Raw genomic sequence first — 17,064 nt, forward strand, 5'->3', positions numbered from 1 at the left:
TCTCAGGCGAGGGTGCTCATAAACATGCGGAACGACGCCTGAGGCCCGTTCGTTCGGCGAGCATGGAAAAAGCGGCATTACATCCTTAAGCGAAAAATGTGGTGTAATCCGGTGATGAAAATTAAAAAAGTTGGCCGGCCTCCGCGCGTGGTAGGCCTCCTGATGAACCGGATGTGGTGATATTCCCTTCGAGAAATAAGTTCCGGTGGTGATCAACAGTCACCAGGGCGGAATTTTACAGAAAAAAGGCCGGCCAAGAGCAAGAAAAATACTAGAGCGGTGGAAATGCAGCAAGTTTCTTTTGGAGGGTTATGATTTTAGGCGGGGAAAGAACGTTCGTGTTTTTGTTGTAGGCCGGTCTGGTTTTTACCAACCGCGGGGGCGAATCCCATTGTGTTACCCCGGCAAAAAACGAACAGCCCCCTATCAAGGCGGGCTGTTCCATGAAGTTGATGAAACGGGTCTTCCGTCGTGCGGTTTAAGGCGTGAAACCCGCGCGCAACATGCGGCGCATCACCTTGCCCGACGCCGTGCGCGGTAGGCTGTTGACCACCCGCAACGCGCTGATTTTGAACAGTGGATTCAGTTTGGCGCGGATGGCTTTTTGCATGTCGCGCGCCAGGGTGTCGTGGTCCAGGCTTTCGGCGAGCACCGCGAATACTACCAGCATGCTGGGGCCGCCGCCGCTAGGTGGTACGGCAATCGCCGCGGTTTCATTAACCCCCGGCAAACCGTTCAGCGTGCGTTCGATCTCGGCCGAACTCACCTTGATGCCGCCCAAGTTCATGGTGTCGTCGGCGCGGCCCAACGCGCGGTAATAACCGCCGCCGATGCGCTGCAACTGATCACCGTGGCGGCGCAGGATTTCGCCCTTGGGACCCAACGGCGTGTCGCCGTAATACACCGCGAAGTGATCTTTATTGAGCAGCGACAGGGACAAGCCGATGGAAGGCGGTAGCAAAAAGACCTCGCCCGTGTCTTGGGGATGGTGTTCCTCGTCCAAAAGGATCAGGTCCAGGCCTAAGGCCGGGGTTGAGAAGGTCGCGGGTGAAGCGTTTTGCACGCGGGTACCGGTGACGTAACCGCCGCCGATTTCCGTGCCGCCGCAATACTCGATGACCGGTTTGAAGTCGGCCGCGGCCATCAGCCAAAACATGTCGTCGACGTTGGAACACTCGCCCGTGCTGCTGTAGGTTTGGATGCCGCTCCAATCCGCGTCGGCGACCGCGTCGCTTTGGCGCCAAGCTTTCACGATGCTGGGTATCACCCCCAGCATCGTCACCCCGGCGCGTTCCACGAATTTGCAGAATTCGGCGCTGGTGGGTGCATCGCAGTAGAGGGCGATGGTGGCGCGGTTGAGCAGGCTTGCGAAGATCAGCCAGGGACCCATCATCCAACCCAGGTTTGTCGGCCAACAGACCACGTCGCCCGCGTGAATGTCGTGGTGCAACATGCCGTCTACCCCACATTTGATCGGGGTCAATTGGTTCCAGGGAATTGCCTTGGGATCGCCGGTTGTGCCGCTGGAAAACAGGATGTTGGCCGGGTCAAGTGCATCGCGGGCAACGGATGCAAAGTGTTCGTTGTCGCTGAGGAAGTTTTCCCATAGCAGGTCGCCCCCGCGCAACTCGGCTGGTTCCATTGGATCGGAAGTGCCTGGCAAGACCACGGCGGTCGGCGCTTCGGCGTCTTTGACCTTGGCATACATCGGCATGCGTTTGGTGCCCCGTGGGTTGACGTCGGTGGTGAAGATGCCCTTGGCGTTGCTGATGCGCAAACGGGTTGCAATTTCGGCCGGCGAGAAGCTGTCGGCGATGGAAACCACCACGCAACCCGCCTTGACGATACCCAGGTAAATCGCCACCGATTCGGGTGTCATCGCCATGTTGACCGCAACCGCATCGCCGGGCTCAAAACCGGCGTCGACGAGGCCGTTGGCGACACGGCTCGCCAAGCGCTTGAGTTGGCTGACGGTCCATTGTTCACATTGGTTCGAACCGGCCCGTTGAAACACAATCGCCGGGCTGTCCGGCGCGGCTTGGAAGCAGCTGTCGGCAATGTTGAGGCGGCCGTTAGGGAACCAGTGAGGTTCGGCGACATTGCCCGCGGGATGCAAGACGGTGGAAAAGGGTTCGCGCCAAATAATGCCCAGATCGTCGATCATGTCGCGCCAAAAGGTTTCCCGTTCGGTCACCGACCATTGGTGGAAGGCCGCGTAATCGGCCAAACCGAGGCGGCGTATGTGGCGCGTAATGTGGGCGCGTTCCAAATCGGATGGTTGCGGCTGCCAGACGGGGAAGGGGCCTTCGCTCGCGGGATAAAAGGATTGTAGGGCGGCGAACATCGCCGCGTGGGCGGTAAAAGGAAGGTTCTCAAGCGCGGCAAAGGACAACCATGCCTGCCATAAAAGGGCCGCGTCGGCCGCGTTGGTGACCACATCAAGACGGTGTTGCCAGGACGCCGCCTGGTCGGGAGATAAACCGGCTTCCGTCAGCGCCGGCACGCGTGAGGATGTCATGGGGGACCTCGCTAAGGCTGGAAAAGCCAGGGGTGTGGGCGAACCCAAAAAGAAACGTCCGCACCGTGGCGGCGCGGACGTGCGTCGGCGTTAGCCGAGCCAGGATCGAATGTAGTTTTCGTCCCAAATCCGCTCGACCAAACGCGTGCTGTGTAGGGGCTTGAAGGTGTCAACCATGACGGCATACTCGTAGCAGTCCTTCACGCCGATGCTGGCTTCCGTTTTCCCGGGCTGCGGCCCATGGGGCACGTCGCCGGGGTGCAGGGTGATCGAACCGGATTCAATGCCCTTGCGGCTCATGAAGTCGCCGTCGACGTAGTACAACACCTCGTCGCTGTCGATGTTTTGGTGATAGTAGGGGGCCGGAACCGCGTCGGGGTGGAAATCAAACAGGCGCGGTACGAAATTGCACACGACCAGACCCGAGGTTTGGAAAACCTGGTGGATGGGCGGCGGCAGGTGGATCTGGCCCACAATCGGCTGAAAACTTTTGATGTTAAAGGCGTAGGGATAAACATACCCGTCCCAGCCGACCACATCAAAAGGATGGTTTTTGAGCACGTACTCAAAAACGCGGTCACCGGTTTTCATCAAAAGGCGCTGTGATGCTGTTTGGTCGACGGGCTCACGCCATTGCGGGCGACGGAAGTCGCGTTCGCTAAAGGGCGCGTGTTCCAGCAACTGGCCGAATTCATTGCGGTAGCGTTTGGGGGTTTCCACCGGTGCGTAACACTCAATCACAAAGAACTGGTTGTCCTCGCTGAGGTTTTCGATACGGTAGATGGTACCGCGCGGAATGACCAGGTAATCCCAATCAGAGAAAGGGATCACGCCGTAGGGCGTGTGCAGTTCACCGCTGCCGTGGTGGACGAACAAAATTTCGTCGGCACGGGCGTTGCGGTAAAAGGTGTCGTCGAGTTCGCTGAAACTCGCCGTGGCCAAGGCACAATCGCTGTTGTAGAGCGTGTATTGGCGCGCGCTGAGGATGTCGCCGCCCTTGGGCGCCCGTTCCGTGAAGAAGTGGACCGGCGCGCGCGGCGCTTCCGCCCAGGGTTCGATCAACTTGATATCCAGCTCTTTGGCGCTTTCCACCGCCGGGGGTTGGTGAATGTGGTACAGCGTGCTGTAGATCCCGCTAAACCCTTGGGTGCTGAACAGTTCTTCCCAGTAAAGCGAGCCGTCTTCCTTGCGGTAGGTGACGTGCTTTTTTTGCGGCATGGTGCCTAGCTGTTGGTAAAAAGGCATGACCGCTCCTTAGAGGTTGCCGCGTTTGGCTTGTTCGCGTTCGATGGATTCGAAAAGGGATTGGAAGTTGTTTTGACCAAAACCTTCGCAGCCCTCGCGCTGAATGAACTCCAAGAACAGGGTGGGGCGGTCGCCCAGGGGTTGGGTGAACAGTTGCAGCAGGTAACCTTCCTCGTCGCGGTCGATGAGGATGTTGAGTTTCTTTAGATCTTCCACCGCCTCGTGGATGCCGGCGGCGCGGTCACCGATCACCTCGTAATAGGTGTCGGGCGTTTCGATAAAGGTGACACCGTTGCTCTCCATGGCGCTGATGGCCTGGATCAGGTTGTCGGTGGCGATGGCGATGTGCTGAACACCCGCGTCGTAGTTCACTTCCAGGTACTCTTCAATTTGCGATTTCTTGAGGCCCGCGGCGGGTTCGTTGATGGGGAACTTCACCGCGGAGTTTTTGGAGCGAACCACCTTGGAGACCAAGGAGGAATACTGGGTGGAGATATCGCCTTTGTCGAAGTGGACATAGGTTTCCAGGTCCATGGTTTGCTCGAAGAACGCGGCCCATTTGTTCATTTCGCCTTCGCCGACGTTGCCGACGATGTGGTCGATGTGGGTCAAGCCGACATCGTTGCGCGCGAACTGGGGACCCTCATAAGCTTGATAACCTGGCAAAAAGGCCTTGTATTCCTCACGGTTGATGAAGGTGATAATGGTGTCGCCGTAGATGTCGATGGAAGCGCTGCTAAAGCGGCCGTTTTCGTCCTCGGAAACAGAGAAGTCGCGCGCGGTGTTGGCGCCTTTGGCAACCGCGTAATCCAGGGCTTCTTTGGGATCTTTGACGCGGATGCTTAACTCGTGGACCCCGTCGCCGTGTTTGTTGACGAAGTTGTGCATCGCGTGTTCCGGCACAATCGCGGCCGATACGACGAACGTCAGTTGGTTCTGATTGAGAATGTAAGAGACGTGGTCGCGGCAGCCGGTTTCCGGTCCTTTGTAGCCGACGATTTTAAAGCCGAAAAGCGCGGCGAAAACCTGCGCGCTGTGCTTGGCGTTGCCCACGTACATGTGGATGAAATCAAACCCGTTGATATCGGTTGATGCGTAACCCATAAAACCCTCCCAAAAGATGTCTTTTCCCAGCTTTTTTGGTGGAAGTGTGAACCGATTGGATTGCGGCGGGCAACGGGAGCCCTGGTGCGGGCCGCTTGGACGGAACCCCCATTCGCAAAGAAGGTTCCCTGTCTCTTTCATGCCGTTCGGTTGTTACTTCCTGATCGATGTTTCATCGATGTGATACTCGGTTGTGTCTTTAACGGTGCTCAGCACGACCCATGAATGAATGCGGCTGATACCCCTGATTTTCGCAAGGTTATCGACCACGAATTGTTTGTAGTCTTCCTGGTCCTTGACATTAACTTTCAGGAGAAAGTCGATGTCGCCCGCGATGTGATGGACTTCCAGCACTTCCTTCATGGCGGCCAGTTCTAGCTCGAACTCGTCGACGTTGGATAGATGTTGTACATTGAGGTTCAACGTGACAAAAACAAAGAAATTGCGATCCAACAAGTTCGCTTCGAGGATGGCTCGGTAGCATTTAATGACGCCCGAGCGTTCCAGTTTTTTTACCCGTTCCAACATGGGTGGTGCGGACAAGCCGACTTCTGAGGCCAATTTGGCATTCGTAATGCGTCCCCGCACTTGAAGGATTTGCAGGATTTTGATGTCGATTTCGTCGAGTTTGACACGGTCCTTATTGGCAGGCATGCTGGATTCTCCTCTATGTCAGCAAATATAAAAGATCATCTCCCCGCTTGTCAAAACAATATTTCTGATCCTTGAAGAATGTTGAAATAAAATTAGGTTCTAATTGTTTTTGGTCGCGAAGTGTTCTTTGAAACTGGTTCTGGGTTTCTCTTTGTTACGGAAGCAATGGGGGCCGTGAGCCTGTTTTTGTTTGCTACGGGGTTGGTTGTGGCGCGTTCATTCTCATTAAAGCGCAGATGGCCGTGTGGATGGACTGAAAAATTGCGTTTTGGGATGGGGGTGAAGCCTTTGGGTGGGCTAGGTATCCGTTATTTCGCAGGAAAGGAGGATGAAACGGCGCGCTCCGGGGCGGACAGCTTCAAAAAGGGAAAGCCGCGAAATCGCCGGCCTCTGCGCATCCTTAGAACAAAGAGGAAGCAATGGCGCGAGCCGCGTTTCATGTTTGTCTGAGGCACAAGCGGCCGGAGGAGATGAGGCCGCTTTCGCCTGTGATTTTGAAACGCCATTTTGACCGGCCTTGGTCGAAGATGAGATCCAAGGTGAAGGGTTCGCCGGGTTTGAGCAGGTTGCGGAATTTAACCGCTTCCATTTGGCTGATATCCGGTGGGAAACCCGTCAGGCTTTGGATCAGCCGCACAATCCAGGTGATTTGCACGACACCCGCAACCACCGCGGCTTGGGGGAAGTGGCCGTCTAGGTAAATAAGTTGGTCTGGAACGCGCGCCGTGAATTGTCGGCCGTGTTCGGTTGGTTGGGTGCTCGTGATGATCGGCATGGTTTCCGGTTTGCTCGCGTCGACCGCCTCGTGCGCGAACAGACGTTCCAGCAGGTATTGTGGCGTTTTGCTCTCGCTGTTCATCGGGAGCTGACGCGGATACCGACCCCGTTTGGGCAACAGTGCCGGTTCCAGAAAGTCCTGTAACACGCGTTTGAGCCGCTGATGTTGTTGGCGCGGCCCTTCTTGGAGCAGCCGCAAGTAGGCCGCTTCTTTTAGCGCCGCCGCCAAGACCAACTGTTTGCGATCCTCGCCAAGGAGCAGGCATTTCACCTTTTCAAGATCTTCGTGGTTCCCCAGGCGTTGTTCGATTTCGTTGAGCGAGACGCGTTTTTCGCCGATTTTCACCAGACGATCCCCGCGCCCGCGTAAATGAAAGCCACCCGCTTTGGTGCGTTCGACCAAATCATCCGTGGCGAACCAGTTGTTCGGTTCATTTAAAAATGGCGAGCGGATGGACAGGCGGCCGTGATCTTGCCGGGTTTCGATGCCGGGAAAGGGCGTCCAGCAGGGCTCCGGTTCCCCCGCGTTGCGGCGACGATAGCCGATGCCGCCGGTTTCCGTTGAGCCGTATACCTCGATGGGTGCCTGACCCAGGTTTTGTGCGACCGCCAAGGCCGCTGCTTGGGCCAGGGGTCCGCCCGAGGAGAAAAGGAGTGAATCCGGTTTGAGCGCGGGTTCGGTTGCGGCCGCACCTAAGTGGTGGAGATGCGTCGGTGAGGAAACAACCACCGCGCCTTCGGGCGGTGATGCCGCCGCCAGCTCTTCCCAGAAAAAGTAGGTGCGGTTGCTGAAAGGTGCACCAACACACAAGGGCCATAACAAGCGGAAGAGCAGTCCGTAGATGTGGCGGTGGGAGACCGTGGCCAGGCGAAGGCGATTTCCCGCCGCCGATCCCCAGAGTTTTTGCAGCGTGGCGATTTCCGCTTCCAGTTGGCATACTTTTTTTTCAATCATTTTGCGGGTGCCGCTGCTGCCCGACGTGAAGAGGTAAAGCGCCGTTTGGTTACCGTTTAGCGGTTGGAAGTGTCGATTTGGATCACCGGAACGGGGGCGAATCATTGGGCGCTTGGTTTCAAAGCTGGGTTTGTCCGTGACAACCGCGCTGAGTTGCGGGGTCAGGGTTGCTACCGTGCCCGGTTGTAAATCGGTCGAGGCCACCGCGGGAAGACCCCGTTGTAGGCAGGCGAAAAGGGCCGCCGCGAAGGTTGTCGGCTGGTCGACCGCAAGTAAAATCGGGTGGTCGGCGTGGGGAGGGAGCTGATCCATGAAACCGGCTACTTCGGCCCGAAAGGCCGCCCAGGTGGTATCGGGTTCAAGGGAAACGCGCTGAGCGGGGTAGGATTCCGTCAAACATAAACTTAAAGGGATCAACGATGCCGCCTCCGGTTTTGCGAATCAAACCACCCGTCCGCACGGCGGCCGTCTGGGTTTTGCGTGCTGATTCTAGGGGAAAATCGGGGCACTGCCAATAAGCGGAGCACGTAGGGCGGGTGGAAGCGAGGTATCATTTTATAAAAATGTTGCGGAGGCGGTGGATGAAAAACAGGGCTCCTTTCGGTGTGGCTCGCTGTTTCTCTTGTGTTGTGGTCCTGGTGTGGCTTCTCTTAACCTGCGCCTGTTTGCGGCGTCCGCTTGAGACGCCGATTCCCCGCGATTCTTGGCCGCCGCCCTCGGATGAAGATCTTGCCCGTTTGGTGGTATTGCTCCCCGGTTACATCGACGATGAGACCTTGTTTCGAACCCATGGCTTTCCCGTGATCGCCGCCGGACAAAGCGAAATGACGCGGGGTTGGCAGTGGGTGGCCTTGGATGCGCACGTCGGTTATTACCAGGCGGGGCAGATGCCCGGCCGGGTCCAAAGTGAGGTTTTGGCCGAGTTTCCCGATGTGCCGGTGACCGTGGTGGGCGCCTCTTTTGGCGGCTTTGGGGCCCTGTTCCTGGCGCGGCATGTGCCCGAACGTGTCGACGAGGTGGTCCTGCTCGCGCCTTATTTGGGCCGACGCGCTTTGCTCAAGCGCCTCATTGACGAAGGGCCGGCGGGTTACCAACCCAAAAACCGGCGTGAGGCCGAACTGGTGGCCAATTGGCGCTTTCTGCTCGAGGCCGCGCGGCAAGGGCGTCCCAAGGTCACCATCCTCGTTGGCGAGCGGGATCGCCTGTTGCCCGCGATTGAACTTTTGCGTTCTCGGGCGCCGTCGATTAAAGTGGAGACCGCGCCGGGCGGTCACAAGTGGCGGGTTTGGCGTGCGATGTTCGCCGATTACCTCAGCCGGCGAGCCGAAGAAAGTGGGGTTGCACCCTAGTTTTGCATGCATCCCCTAAAGTGGAAGGAATAACGTTTTTCTATGGTGTCTGGATTGAATCGCCTCTACCGACTGCTGCTCACCCTCGCGATGTTTGTGCTCTTCATGGTTTGGAGTTTTGCACTCAACCTCACCCTGTTCCCCCTGATCTACCTGTCACCGGCCGCCCGCCTCCGCAAGCAGGCTTGGTCCTTGACCGTGATTCATCGGTGTTTCAGGTTGTTTGGGCCCTTGGCGGTGGCGCTCGGCGGGATGCGTTCGTTCCAAGTTGTCGGCCGCGAGAACCTGGCCGAGGTCGGTCCTTGTCTGCTCATTGCCAACCATCCCACCCTCATCGATATCGTGAACCTCATGGGGGCGGTGCCCCATTGCGGGTGCGTCGTTAAAAGGGGTTTGTGGTGGAATCCGGTGACCGCCGTCGCCGTCCGAGCCGCCGGTTTAATTCCCAATAATCACCCGGAAGCGCTGTTGGCGAACTGTCGTGCCGGTTTTGAAGCCGGTCGATCCCTGGTCATTTTTCCCGAGGGGACGCGCTCGCCGCACGGTGGGTTGCGCCCGTTCACCCGCGGGGCCGCTCAGATCGCCCTGCGTTGCGATGTGCCGATTGTGCCGGTGGTCATTACCTGCGATCCACCGACCCTGACTAAGGAAGAGCCTTGGTATCGCATTCCCCATCGGGCGATTGACTTCCGCATTGAAATCGGTCGACCCGTGACCATTCCACCCGAGGTCACCAACTGTGAGGGTTACCCCTTACAGGTACGCGCATTAACCAAACTTCTGCAAGCCGAGTATGAACAGCGCTTAGGCATAGGGCAGCGGGCTCAGGGCGCGGAGGCGGCCGCTTCCTGAGGGTAAGCTTGGTCGTGGGACCTGTTAGCCGTTTATGATTTCTTTAAACGCCGCCAGTTTCTTTTCCAGGTGAATGGTGTAAACGATGTTGCGGATACGCGATTTAAGGACCGCAACGCTCGAGCCTTTCAGCCAGTAGTCCGTGGCGCCTTCCGCCAGCACCGGGATGACCTCTTCTTCCGTTTTTGCCGAAAGCACAATCACTTTGACGTGGTCGAAATCGGAGTTTTTGCGGATTTCCGATAAAAATTCATGCCCGTCCATACGTGGCATTTTTAGATCCAGCATGATCAGGTCGACTGATTCCTGTTGGAACATGAATTTGAGTGCCTCGGTTCCGTCTCCGGCGGTAAAGGTCTCACAGCCGAGGCCTTTAAGCACTTTTTCTTCCCAAAAACGTTCTGTTTGGCTGTCGTCAACAATGAGCACTTTGGTTTTCGGTAGTGAAGCCATGGAAACCTCGTCTGCTGCAAATTCCGCAAGGGTATTGATGGTCAGGTCGAATGGTTATGCAATGCGTTTCGGATGGTGTTTGAGAAAACTTAAAATATGAAAAACAGCTTTTAGCCAAGAATCTATGCCCCCGTGCAGAACCCCCGTGGTCCGTCGGCCTCGCTCCCGCCGCGATATCGCTTGTTTCGCCATGGCTTTTGTTTAAAATAGGATTTTTGCTTGGTGACGCCTGGCTGGTTCACGGGCGATTCGCTTTGTTTTCGGAGTGTTCATGTCTCTTCCAGTATTTGTTTTGGGTCGGGATTCATTAACGACCGGCGCCGTTCGTTTGATCAGTTACCGACAAGCCGACCTCCATCTGTGTGACGATGAAGCCTTTCGTCGCACCATCGATCAAGGTGCCGCGGTGCTTGCCGAGAAATGGCGCAACCAAGAAGTGGTTTACGGTGTGACGACCGGGGTGGGGGAATCGTGCACTCGCGGCATTCCCAAGGAACTTGTGCCTCAGTTTAGTGTCAATCTCAGCCGCTTTCACGGTTGTGGTCTGGGGAGCATCTTTGATGAACATACCGCGCGGGCCGTGGTCGCCGTACGACTGGCATCGCTGGTGAAGGGGTGGTCAGGGGTGCGCTGGTCGATGCTCAATCACTTATGCACCCTGCTTGGCCACGATATTTTGCCACGTATTCCCGCCGAGGGGTCCGTGGGTGCCAGTGGCGATTTGACCCCGCTTTCCTACGTGGTTGCCGCGATGATCGGCGAACGAGAGGTGACCTTCCGCGGTGAAATCATGCCTGCTCGTGCCGCCTTGGACGCCGTCGGTATCGATCCCATCGCGTTGCAACCGAAGGAAGGTTTGGCGCTGATGAATGGGACCAGTGTCATGTCCGCGCTCTGTGCCCTCGCGATTGAACGGGCCGAGTACTTGAGTATGTTGGCCACGCGGGTGACCGCTTTGGTTTCCGCGGCGCTGCTGGGCAACAAGTCCCATTTCGACGACCGTATTTTTGCCGCCAAGCCCCACGCCGGTCAACGTCGTGCCGCGCAAGCGATTGCTGAAGATTTACAACTCGACGACGCCTACCGCCGGTCCGCCGCTGAACGGGTTCAGGATACCTACGCCTTGCGTTGCGCGCCCCACGTGATTGGGGTGGTACTTGATGCCTTGCCGTGGATGAAGGACTGGATGGAAACCGAAATAAACAGCGTTAACGACAACCCCTTGATTGATCCAGGGACCGGCGATGTGCTCCACGGCGGCAACTTTTACGGCGGCCACGCCGCCTTTGTCGCCGACAGCTTGAAAACCGCGGTGGCCAACCTCGCTGATCTGGCCGACCGCCAAATGGCGTTGTTGCTGAACGTCCATCGCAACCACGGCCTACCCCTGAATTTGAGTGGCGCGCCACAAGACGCCTTGCCCGTGAATCACGCCTTTAAGGCGCTGCAAATTGCCTGTTCTGCTTGGGCCGCGGAAGCTTTGAAAGGGACCATGCCCGCCTCGGTCTTTTCGCGCTCCACCGAATCGCACAATCAGGACAAGGTCAGCATGGGCACCATCGCCGCGCGCGATTGCTTGCGTGTGATCGAGTTAACCGAGCAGGTTCTGGTGGCGACCGCCTTGGCCGGGGTGCAAGCGTTGGAACTGCGCGAAAAAAACCTCAACCAACCGCAACAGGTTGGGACGGGAATCCGTCAGCTTGCCAACGCCATGCGCGCGTACTCGCCTTTTGTCGCCCAGGATCGTCCGCTGGATCAAGAGTTGCGTGGTTTGCTGGCCGCGTTGCGCCAAAGGAAGTTTCCCTTGAGTCGGCCGGACCATGCATGAGGTCGAGATCGTTCATGAGGTGCCCTTCCACGATGTCGATGCACTCGATGTGGTGTGGCACGGCCATTACTACAAATATTTCGAACTGGCGCGGACCGCGCTGTTCCGCGGCTCTTGGTTGGATATCGCCGACATGCGCGACTTGGGGTATGTGTTTCCGGTGATCGAGAGTCAATGTCGCCACATTCATCCCTTGTTCTACGGCTCTAAGGCCTTGATACGCGCCAAGTTCGTTGAAACCGAATACCGGCTGAAGGTCGCTTACGCCCTGGAACGGGTGCGTGACGGGAAACGGGTGGCACGGGGCCACACGGTGCAGGTAGCGGTTAAAGCCGAAAATGGTGAATTGTGTATGGTGACGCCCGAGCCCGTTTTGGAACGTCTGGCCCGTGAACCGCGTTCGCTCGAGGCGGAGCCACCCGTTGTCGGGCCTTTGGCGATCAACCATCCCGTTGCCCGGGAAAAACAAACAAAGGGGAACCGCTAATGGAACGATCAGTGTTGGTAACCGGTGCCGGGCGCGGCATTGGAAGGGCCGTCGCCTTACGGCTGGCGGGCGCGGGGTTTCGCATCGCGATCAACTACCGCCGTAACGAAGAAGCCGCTGCATCCTGTTTGGCTGAGATTGAAGCTGCCGGCGGGCAGGCGTATGTGTTGCCTTTTGACATCAGCGACCGCGAGCTGGTCCGCGCCACGCTGGAAAAGGACATAGAAGAAAACGGGGTTTATTGGGGTGTGGTGCTTAACGCCGGGGTTCACGCGGATAATCCGCTGCCCAGCATGAAAGGCGAGGAATGGGATCGCGTGATCCACACCAATCTCGATGGTTTTTACAACATCATGAATCCCTTGGTGATGCCGATGATTCGCGCCAAAAAAGGCGGGCGCGTGGTGAGTATGTCGTCCGTCGCCGGCATTACCGGAAACCGCGGCCAGGTCAATTATTCCGCCGCCAAAGCCGGTATTATCGGCGCCACCAAGGCTTTGGCCCAGGAGTTGGCCAAACGGAAAATTACCGCCAACAGCGTTGCGCCGGGTTTTATTCACACCGACATGGTGGCCGACTTACCGGTTGACGAGATCAAAAGACACATTCCCATGCGGCGGTTCGGCACCGCCGAGGAAGTCGCCGGTTTGGTCAACTTCCTGTTTTCCGATGATGCCGCCTATATTACCGGCCAAGTGATTTCCATTAACGGTGGTTTGGTGTGACCCGACGGGTGGTCGTCACCGGAGCGGCCGGCTTATGTCCCCTCGGCCGGGATTGGCCGACCATTCGCGAGGGTTTACAAAATCGGCGATCCGGCGTGTCCCGGGCGGAGGCCTGGGCGAGTGTGCGCGGGTTAAAAACACGACTGGCCGCGGCTGTGCCCGACTTTCGCCGCCCCAAGCATTACAGCCGCAAACAAGTGCGTGGCATGGGTCGTGTTTCCTTGTTGTCCGCGCGAGCTGCCGAGGGTGCTTTGACCCAGGCCGGCCTCTTGGGGGACGCGGTACTGCAGTCCGGTCGTTGTGGCATCAGTTTTGGCTCGACCTCCGGTTCGCCACCCGCGATTGAGACGTATGCGGAGAAAGTTACAGTGGACCGGTCGCTGCAAGGCATCACCTCCAGCGAGTATTTGCGTCTGATGAGTCACACGACCGCGGCCAACCTGGCCCATTTTTTTTCGGTGCGTGGTCGGATCATTCCTACCAACTCAGCCTGTACCTCCGGCAGTCAGGGAATTGGTTTCGCGTACGAAGCCGTGCGCCATGGTTTGCAGGATGTGATGATCGCGGGTGGTGCGGAAGAGTTGCACGTCATCTGTACCGCCGTTTTCGATATTCTGTATGCGACATCCACGCGAAACGATGCGCCCCACGAGCAACCGCGCCCGTTTGATCGAGACCGTGATGGGTTGGTGGTTGGTGAAGGCGCGGCCGTGTTGGTGCTTGAGGCCTATGAACATGCGGTGGCGCGCGGGGCGAATATATTGGCCGAGGTCGTGGGTTTTGCGACCAACTGTGACGGGGCCCATGTGGTTAATCCCAACACGGCGACCATGCGGGCTGTGATGGAGGGTGCGCTGCGGGATGCGGCGCTGGAACCCGGCGAGATCGATTATGTCTCGGCCCACGGGACCGCGACGGAAGTAGGCGATATTGCCGAGAGCACCGCGACGGCCGGCTTGTTCGGCAAGCGTCCACCGGTGTCGTCGCTGAAAGGGTACATGGGCCACACCCTGGGAGCTTGTGGCGCCCTGGAAGCCATGGCCGCGGTTTACCATTTACACGAAGGTTGGTTGGCGGGGAATCTGAACCTGGCGACGGTGGATCCCCGCTGCGGTGATTTGAATTATTTGACCGAAACCCGCGATTTTGACGGGCGAACCGCGATGAGCAATAACTTTGCCTTTGGCGGGGTAAATACGTCGCTGATTTTTGCGCGGGTGTAGCCCGCTTTTCAGCGGGCGTCCTGGTGTGTTGTCGGCTTAGTCGTTCTCGCCGAACAATCCTGGCGGGGTTTGGCCCATGGACATTTGTTTGAACCATTGCTGAATGTGTTCCAAATCAGCTTGATCAATGGTTTTCATTTGAGCCGCCGATGGAGAACCAAATCGTTCCTTCAGCACTTCCAACAAGTCTTGGGCCATTGAGCGTTTCAGCTCTCGGTCTCTCTCATCGCGGCCTTCCTTGCGACCTGTTTTTTGGCCGTCTTTGTTGCCGCGGTCGTAGCCGAGCTGTTCGATGCTGGTAATGTAGGTCATGTTTTGGTCTCCTTCGAACTTGGCAAGAGCTTGGTTGAACTGTTGGGTGAGGGTGGTGGAAAGTTGTAGGACCCAGTCGATGAACTTGAAAATGGCGAGGATCTGCTGCTTGGAAAAGCGTTTTTTGTACAGCAGTTTGGTCAGAATAAGTTTCTGCTCCAAGCGCTCGCGGGGTTTGCGGCGCGTCCGTTGGGCGATTAAGTGGGCGGCGGTGACGAGCGCAAACGGGTTGCGGGAACGCAAAAGTTTGGGCAACCGCGCTTCGTAGTCTCTTAATTTAATGGTTGGGTAACGCAGAGACAAGCTTAAGTCCCAAAGCTCGGTTTGATAAACATCGGGCCGGTAGCGGCGATCCATGTCGCCGAGAATGACCATGCTCCAAACCGGGGTGCGGTACTTGTCGAAAATGCGGTAGTAGTAAATGAACATGCGCTCGGCGAGTTCGGGATCGCGCTGGTTTTGAAACTCAATGTGTAGGTAAACCAAACGTTTGTCGCCGTTTTTGCGATGGACCTCGAACAATTTATCGGCCTCACGGCGGCCGGTCGGGGCGTCGGCCGTGAGCTGAAGGAGTTCTTTGTCCAAGCAGCGCACGGGTTGAGTCCAGTCGATGGCCTTGTGCGCTTTGGGATGGTAGAACTTGATCATGTGTTGGAGATAGGTTTCGCCAATGTATTTCCAAGGACTGTCGAAGGCTTGCATGTTTTCCCTCCGGGAATGGATGAAAACAGCCGCCGACAGCGTGGATTCGCGAAGAAATCACACCGGGTGATGTTGCTTTGTCTGCCGTGATAGCGGGCTGTTTCGGCCAACCATAAAGCCGCCCGCAAGATTTGAAACATCAAAAATGAAGATACTTTTCGTGCATTGATTACAAGGGGGGTGATTTTTTCAGTTCGGAACGAATTCAGATCTGGAGCGCGTTTATACGGGAGCCTTCTCGTGGTTTGGCTCCGTCACCGGTTGCGTTTCTTCAGCCAGTATCTTTTTGGTGCGTTCGTAAAGTGAACGCGCTTCCTGGGGACTTGAACCAATACAAACCGCGCCTAATTTGCCGAATTCCGAGAGCGCGCCGATCAGGTGGAAAACCACGCCTTCCTGACGAACCCCATGAAAGTGTAGATCACGGCAGACCGAAATATCGATTAGGTCTTCCGGTGAAAGGCCGATGTAGCCGTCGCTTTCCAAGTTATCCGTGGCGTAGTAATACCGGGGCTGCCCGGCTTGGGTTCGGTACAGACCGCTCGCCGCATCGAAGGCGCCGTCGGCCAGGTATTCCAACATCATAAATGGATGGGTGGTGCCGCCTTTGCGCAGGTTGATTTCAATCGCGTAATTACACCAAGTATCACCTTGTTTGACGGTGATGAAATCCAACGCGAAGCGGCCGATCACACCTCGTTCGGCCAAGACCGCACCGACCTTGGCGCCCGCCTCCTGGATGGATTGCCGGTAGGCGTCGCCGGCGGGGAAGGTGCAACCGAGGAAGATTTGACCGCCCGGCCCGCCCAACACTTGGTCGTGTGTCGAAACGACCTCGACCTCGCCGAGTGGATTGATTCGGCACTGAACGGAGGGCGAACACTTTTCCTCGCCTTCAATCCAGGCCTCGACAATGCCGCCCATGCGCTGGAACTTGGCTGCAAAAGAATCCCAGTGTTCGTTTTTTGCTTCGCACTGGAGCCGTTGCGGTACGGTGTCGCGGAACCATGCGGCGGGCGCGTTCTCTGGGCAGTCCTGGTAACGAAAAAGGGCGTTGCCTTCACCGGAAAAACCCTCGTTCAGTTTGACCACCGCCTTGCGCAGGCCGGGTTGGTTTCGGCGCAAATCGGCCAGCGCTTCAAAAATATCCTGGGCGTCGCGCAAATTTTCGTGGCCTCGTGCCATAAGAATACCGGCTTCTTTAAAACAATCGCGACCGCCGCTTTTGGAGCCGAAATGCAATAAGTCCGGGTCGCATCCGTAAATGGGAATACCGAGTTGGACTGCCAGGGTGCGTTCGAGTTCCGTCGCATTAAAGCAGGAGAGATGTGCCGTGCCGGGATCGCCGATTTCGTCGCGGATGCGCTGTAAAAGCCGCGGTCGTTGCAAAATCTTTTGGGCCAACGGGGTGGGCGAGGCGTCGTAGCAGTTGAGCAGGCGCAGCCGTCCGCGCGCATGGTGAAACGGTACGCCGTGGAGCAGGTTCAAAAAGTAATCAATGACTGTCGGTGCAATGGCCTGGCTGGAGACGTAAATAATTTTGGTGCGTGGCAAGCGCAGGAGCATCAGCATGCACAGCATGCGTTCCTCGTAATGGTGAACCCCGGTAATTTTGGCCAGGGTGTCGCCGTCCATGCTCAAACTGGGCACAATCAGCACCGTGCGCGGTTTCATCGGATCGGCGAAAACGGTGTGGTAGAGATCGGTCAGGCGCCGTTGCAAGGCGGAGAAGACGGTGGCTTCGGCAGGGGATCCGGGGGCGGGAAACGACGGATGAACCATGGCTAGACCTCCTGGTAGCTGATGCGGGATGCGCATCCAGAGGTTGGCAAAAAGGACGATGATGATAGGCCGATTGCGAAAAGCAAGGGGTATTGCAT

Annotated in this window: 14 protein-coding genes; 6 read left to right on the forward strand and 8 right to left on the reverse strand. The window is 57.2% G+C overall.

Annotated elements, in window-relative coordinates; translation table 11 throughout:
- Positions 1 to 478: 478 nt before the first annotated feature.
- The 5 genes from J3U88_RS10435 to J3U88_RS10455 form a co-directional block, all read right to left on the reverse strand.
- Positions 479 to 2,518 (reverse strand): AMP-binding protein, encoded by a 2,040-nt coding sequence (locus J3U88_RS10435; RefSeq protein ID WP_207858692.1) that lies wholly within the window; start codon positions 2,516 to 2,518, stop codon positions 479 to 481.
- Positions 2,519 to 2,608: 90 nt separating this feature from the next.
- Positions 2,609 to 3,763 carry a homogentisate 1,2-dioxygenase gene (locus J3U88_RS10440; RefSeq protein WP_207858693.1) on the reverse strand — a complete coding sequence of 385 codons (1,155 nt, stop codon included), beginning with the start codon at positions 3,761 to 3,763 and terminating at the stop codon, positions 2,609 to 2,611.
- A 9-nt stretch (positions 3,764 to 3,772) separates the two neighbouring features.
- Complete coding sequence (hppD, locus tag J3U88_RS10445) at positions 3,773 to 4,867, reverse strand: 4-hydroxyphenylpyruvate dioxygenase (protein WP_207858694.1); 1,095 nt, start codon at positions 4,865 to 4,867, stop codon at positions 3,773 to 3,775.
- Positions 4,868 to 5,020: 153 nt separating this feature from the next.
- Positions 5,021 to 5,521: an Lrp/AsnC family transcriptional regulator gene (locus tag J3U88_RS10450; RefSeq protein ID WP_207858695.1), complete on the reverse strand. Its 501-nt coding sequence runs from the start codon at positions 5,519 to 5,521 to the stop codon at positions 5,021 to 5,023.
- Between the two features lie 436 nt (positions 5,522 to 5,957).
- Positions 5,958 to 7,649, reverse strand: coding sequence for an ApeI family dehydratase (locus tag J3U88_RS10455; protein WP_207858696.1), 1,692 nt, complete (start codon positions 7,647 to 7,649; stop codon positions 5,958 to 5,960).
- 242 nt (positions 7,650 to 7,891) lie between these two features.
- Here J3U88_RS10455 and J3U88_RS34960 point away from each other — a divergent pair, with 242 nt between their 5' ends.
- The gene (locus J3U88_RS34960; RefSeq protein WP_207858697.1) at positions 7,892 to 8,602 is read left to right on the forward strand and encodes an alpha/beta fold hydrolase; all 711 of its coding nucleotides are present in this window, start codon (positions 7,892 to 7,894) and stop codon (positions 8,600 to 8,602) included.
- 42 nt (positions 8,603 to 8,644) lie between these two features.
- Complete coding sequence (locus J3U88_RS10465) at positions 8,645 to 9,454, forward strand: lysophospholipid acyltransferase family protein (RefSeq protein WP_207858698.1); 810 nt, start codon at positions 8,645 to 8,647, stop codon at positions 9,452 to 9,454.
- A 24-nt stretch (positions 9,455 to 9,478) separates the two neighbouring features.
- On the opposite strand, the gene J3U88_RS10470 is transcribed toward J3U88_RS10465, so the two are convergent.
- Positions 9,479 to 9,907, reverse strand: a complete 429-nt coding sequence (locus tag J3U88_RS10470; RefSeq protein WP_207858699.1) for a response regulator — start codon at positions 9,905 to 9,907, stop codon at positions 9,479 to 9,481.
- 271 nt (positions 9,908 to 10,178) lie between these two features.
- On the opposite strand from J3U88_RS10470, the gene J3U88_RS10475 reads away from it, so the two are divergent.
- Genes J3U88_RS10475 through J3U88_RS10490 form a run of 4 tightly spaced genes read left to right on the forward strand, consistent with a single transcriptional unit; the run spans position 10,179 to position 14,170 of the window.
- Entirely contained in the window at positions 10,179 to 11,735 is a 1,557-nt protein-coding gene (locus J3U88_RS10475; protein WP_207858700.1) for an HAL/PAL/TAL family ammonia-lyase, read from the forward strand.
- Complete coding sequence (locus J3U88_RS10480; RefSeq protein WP_207858701.1) at positions 11,728 to 12,222, forward strand: acyl-CoA thioesterase; 495 nt, start codon at positions 11,728 to 11,730, stop codon at positions 12,220 to 12,222. Before J3U88_RS10475 ends, J3U88_RS10480 begins: the two co-directional genes overlap by 8 nt.
- The gene (gene fabG / locus J3U88_RS10485) at positions 12,222 to 12,947 is read left to right on the forward strand and encodes a 3-oxoacyl-ACP reductase FabG (protein WP_207858702.1); all 726 of its coding nucleotides are present in this window, start codon (positions 12,222 to 12,224) and stop codon (positions 12,945 to 12,947) included. The genes J3U88_RS10480 and fabG overlap by 1 nt, the downstream gene beginning before the upstream one ends.
- Positions 12,944 to 14,170, forward strand: a complete 1,227-nt coding sequence (locus tag J3U88_RS10490) for a beta-ketoacyl-ACP synthase (protein ID WP_207858703.1) — start codon at positions 12,944 to 12,946, stop codon at positions 14,168 to 14,170. Before fabG ends, J3U88_RS10490 begins: the two co-directional genes overlap by 4 nt.
- Before the next feature lie 36 nt (positions 14,171 to 14,206).
- Here J3U88_RS10490 and J3U88_RS10495 read toward each other — a convergent pair whose 3' ends face one another.
- Together J3U88_RS10495 and J3U88_RS10500 are read right to left on the reverse strand one after the other, a co-directional pair.
- Entirely contained in the window at positions 14,207 to 15,184 is a 978-nt protein-coding gene (locus J3U88_RS10495; protein WP_207858704.1) for an RpnC/YadD family protein, read from the reverse strand.
- A 222-nt stretch (positions 15,185 to 15,406) separates the two neighbouring features.
- Positions 15,407 to 16,966 carry a peptide ligase PGM1-related protein gene (locus J3U88_RS10500; RefSeq protein WP_207858705.1) on the reverse strand — a complete coding sequence of 520 codons (1,560 nt, stop codon included), beginning with the start codon at positions 16,964 to 16,966 and terminating at the stop codon, positions 15,407 to 15,409.
- Positions 16,967 to 17,064 lie beyond the last annotated feature (98 nt).

The organism is Acanthopleuribacter pedis, from assembly GCF_017377855.1.
Lineage (GTDB): Bacteria > Acidobacteriota > Holophagae > Acanthopleuribacterales > Acanthopleuribacteraceae > Acanthopleuribacter > Acanthopleuribacter pedis.

Coding starts and splice junctions, on each gene's coding strand:
- J3U88_RS10435 (WP_207858692.1), bottom strand. CDS start 2,518: ATGACATCCTCACGCGTGCCGGCGCTGACGGAAGCCGGTTTATCTCCC.
- fabG (WP_207858702.1), top strand. CDS start 12,222: ATGGAACGATCAGTGTTGGTAACCGGTGCCGGGCGCGGCATTGGAAGG.
- J3U88_RS10475 (WP_207858700.1), top strand. CDS start 10,179: ATGTCTCTTCCAGTATTTGTTTTGGGTCGGGATTCATTAACGACCGGC.
- J3U88_RS10440 (WP_207858693.1), bottom strand. CDS start 3,763: ATGCCTTTTTACCAACAGCTAGGCACCATGCCGCAAAAAAAGCACGTC.
- J3U88_RS10470 (WP_207858699.1), bottom strand. CDS start 9,907: ATGGCTTCACTACCGAAAACCAAAGTGCTCATTGTTGACGACAGCCAA.
- J3U88_RS10450 (WP_207858695.1), bottom strand. CDS start 5,521: ATGCCTGCCAATAAGGACCGTGTCAAACTCGACGAAATCGACATCAAA.
- J3U88_RS10495 (WP_207858704.1), bottom strand. CDS start 15,184: ATGCAAGCCTTCGACAGTCCTTGGAAATACATTGGCGAAACCTATCTC.
- hppD (WP_207858694.1), bottom strand. CDS start 4,867: ATGGGTTACGCATCAACCGATATCAACGGGTTTGATTTCATCCACATG.
- J3U88_RS10500 (WP_207858705.1), bottom strand. CDS start 16,966: ATGGTTCATCCGTCGTTTCCCGCCCCCGGATCCCCTGCCGAAGCCACC.
- J3U88_RS10480 (WP_207858701.1), top strand. CDS start 11,728: ATGCATGAGGTCGAGATCGTTCATGAGGTGCCCTTCCACGATGTCGAT.
- J3U88_RS10465 (WP_207858698.1), top strand. CDS start 8,645: ATGGTGTCTGGATTGAATCGCCTCTACCGACTGCTGCTCACCCTCGCG.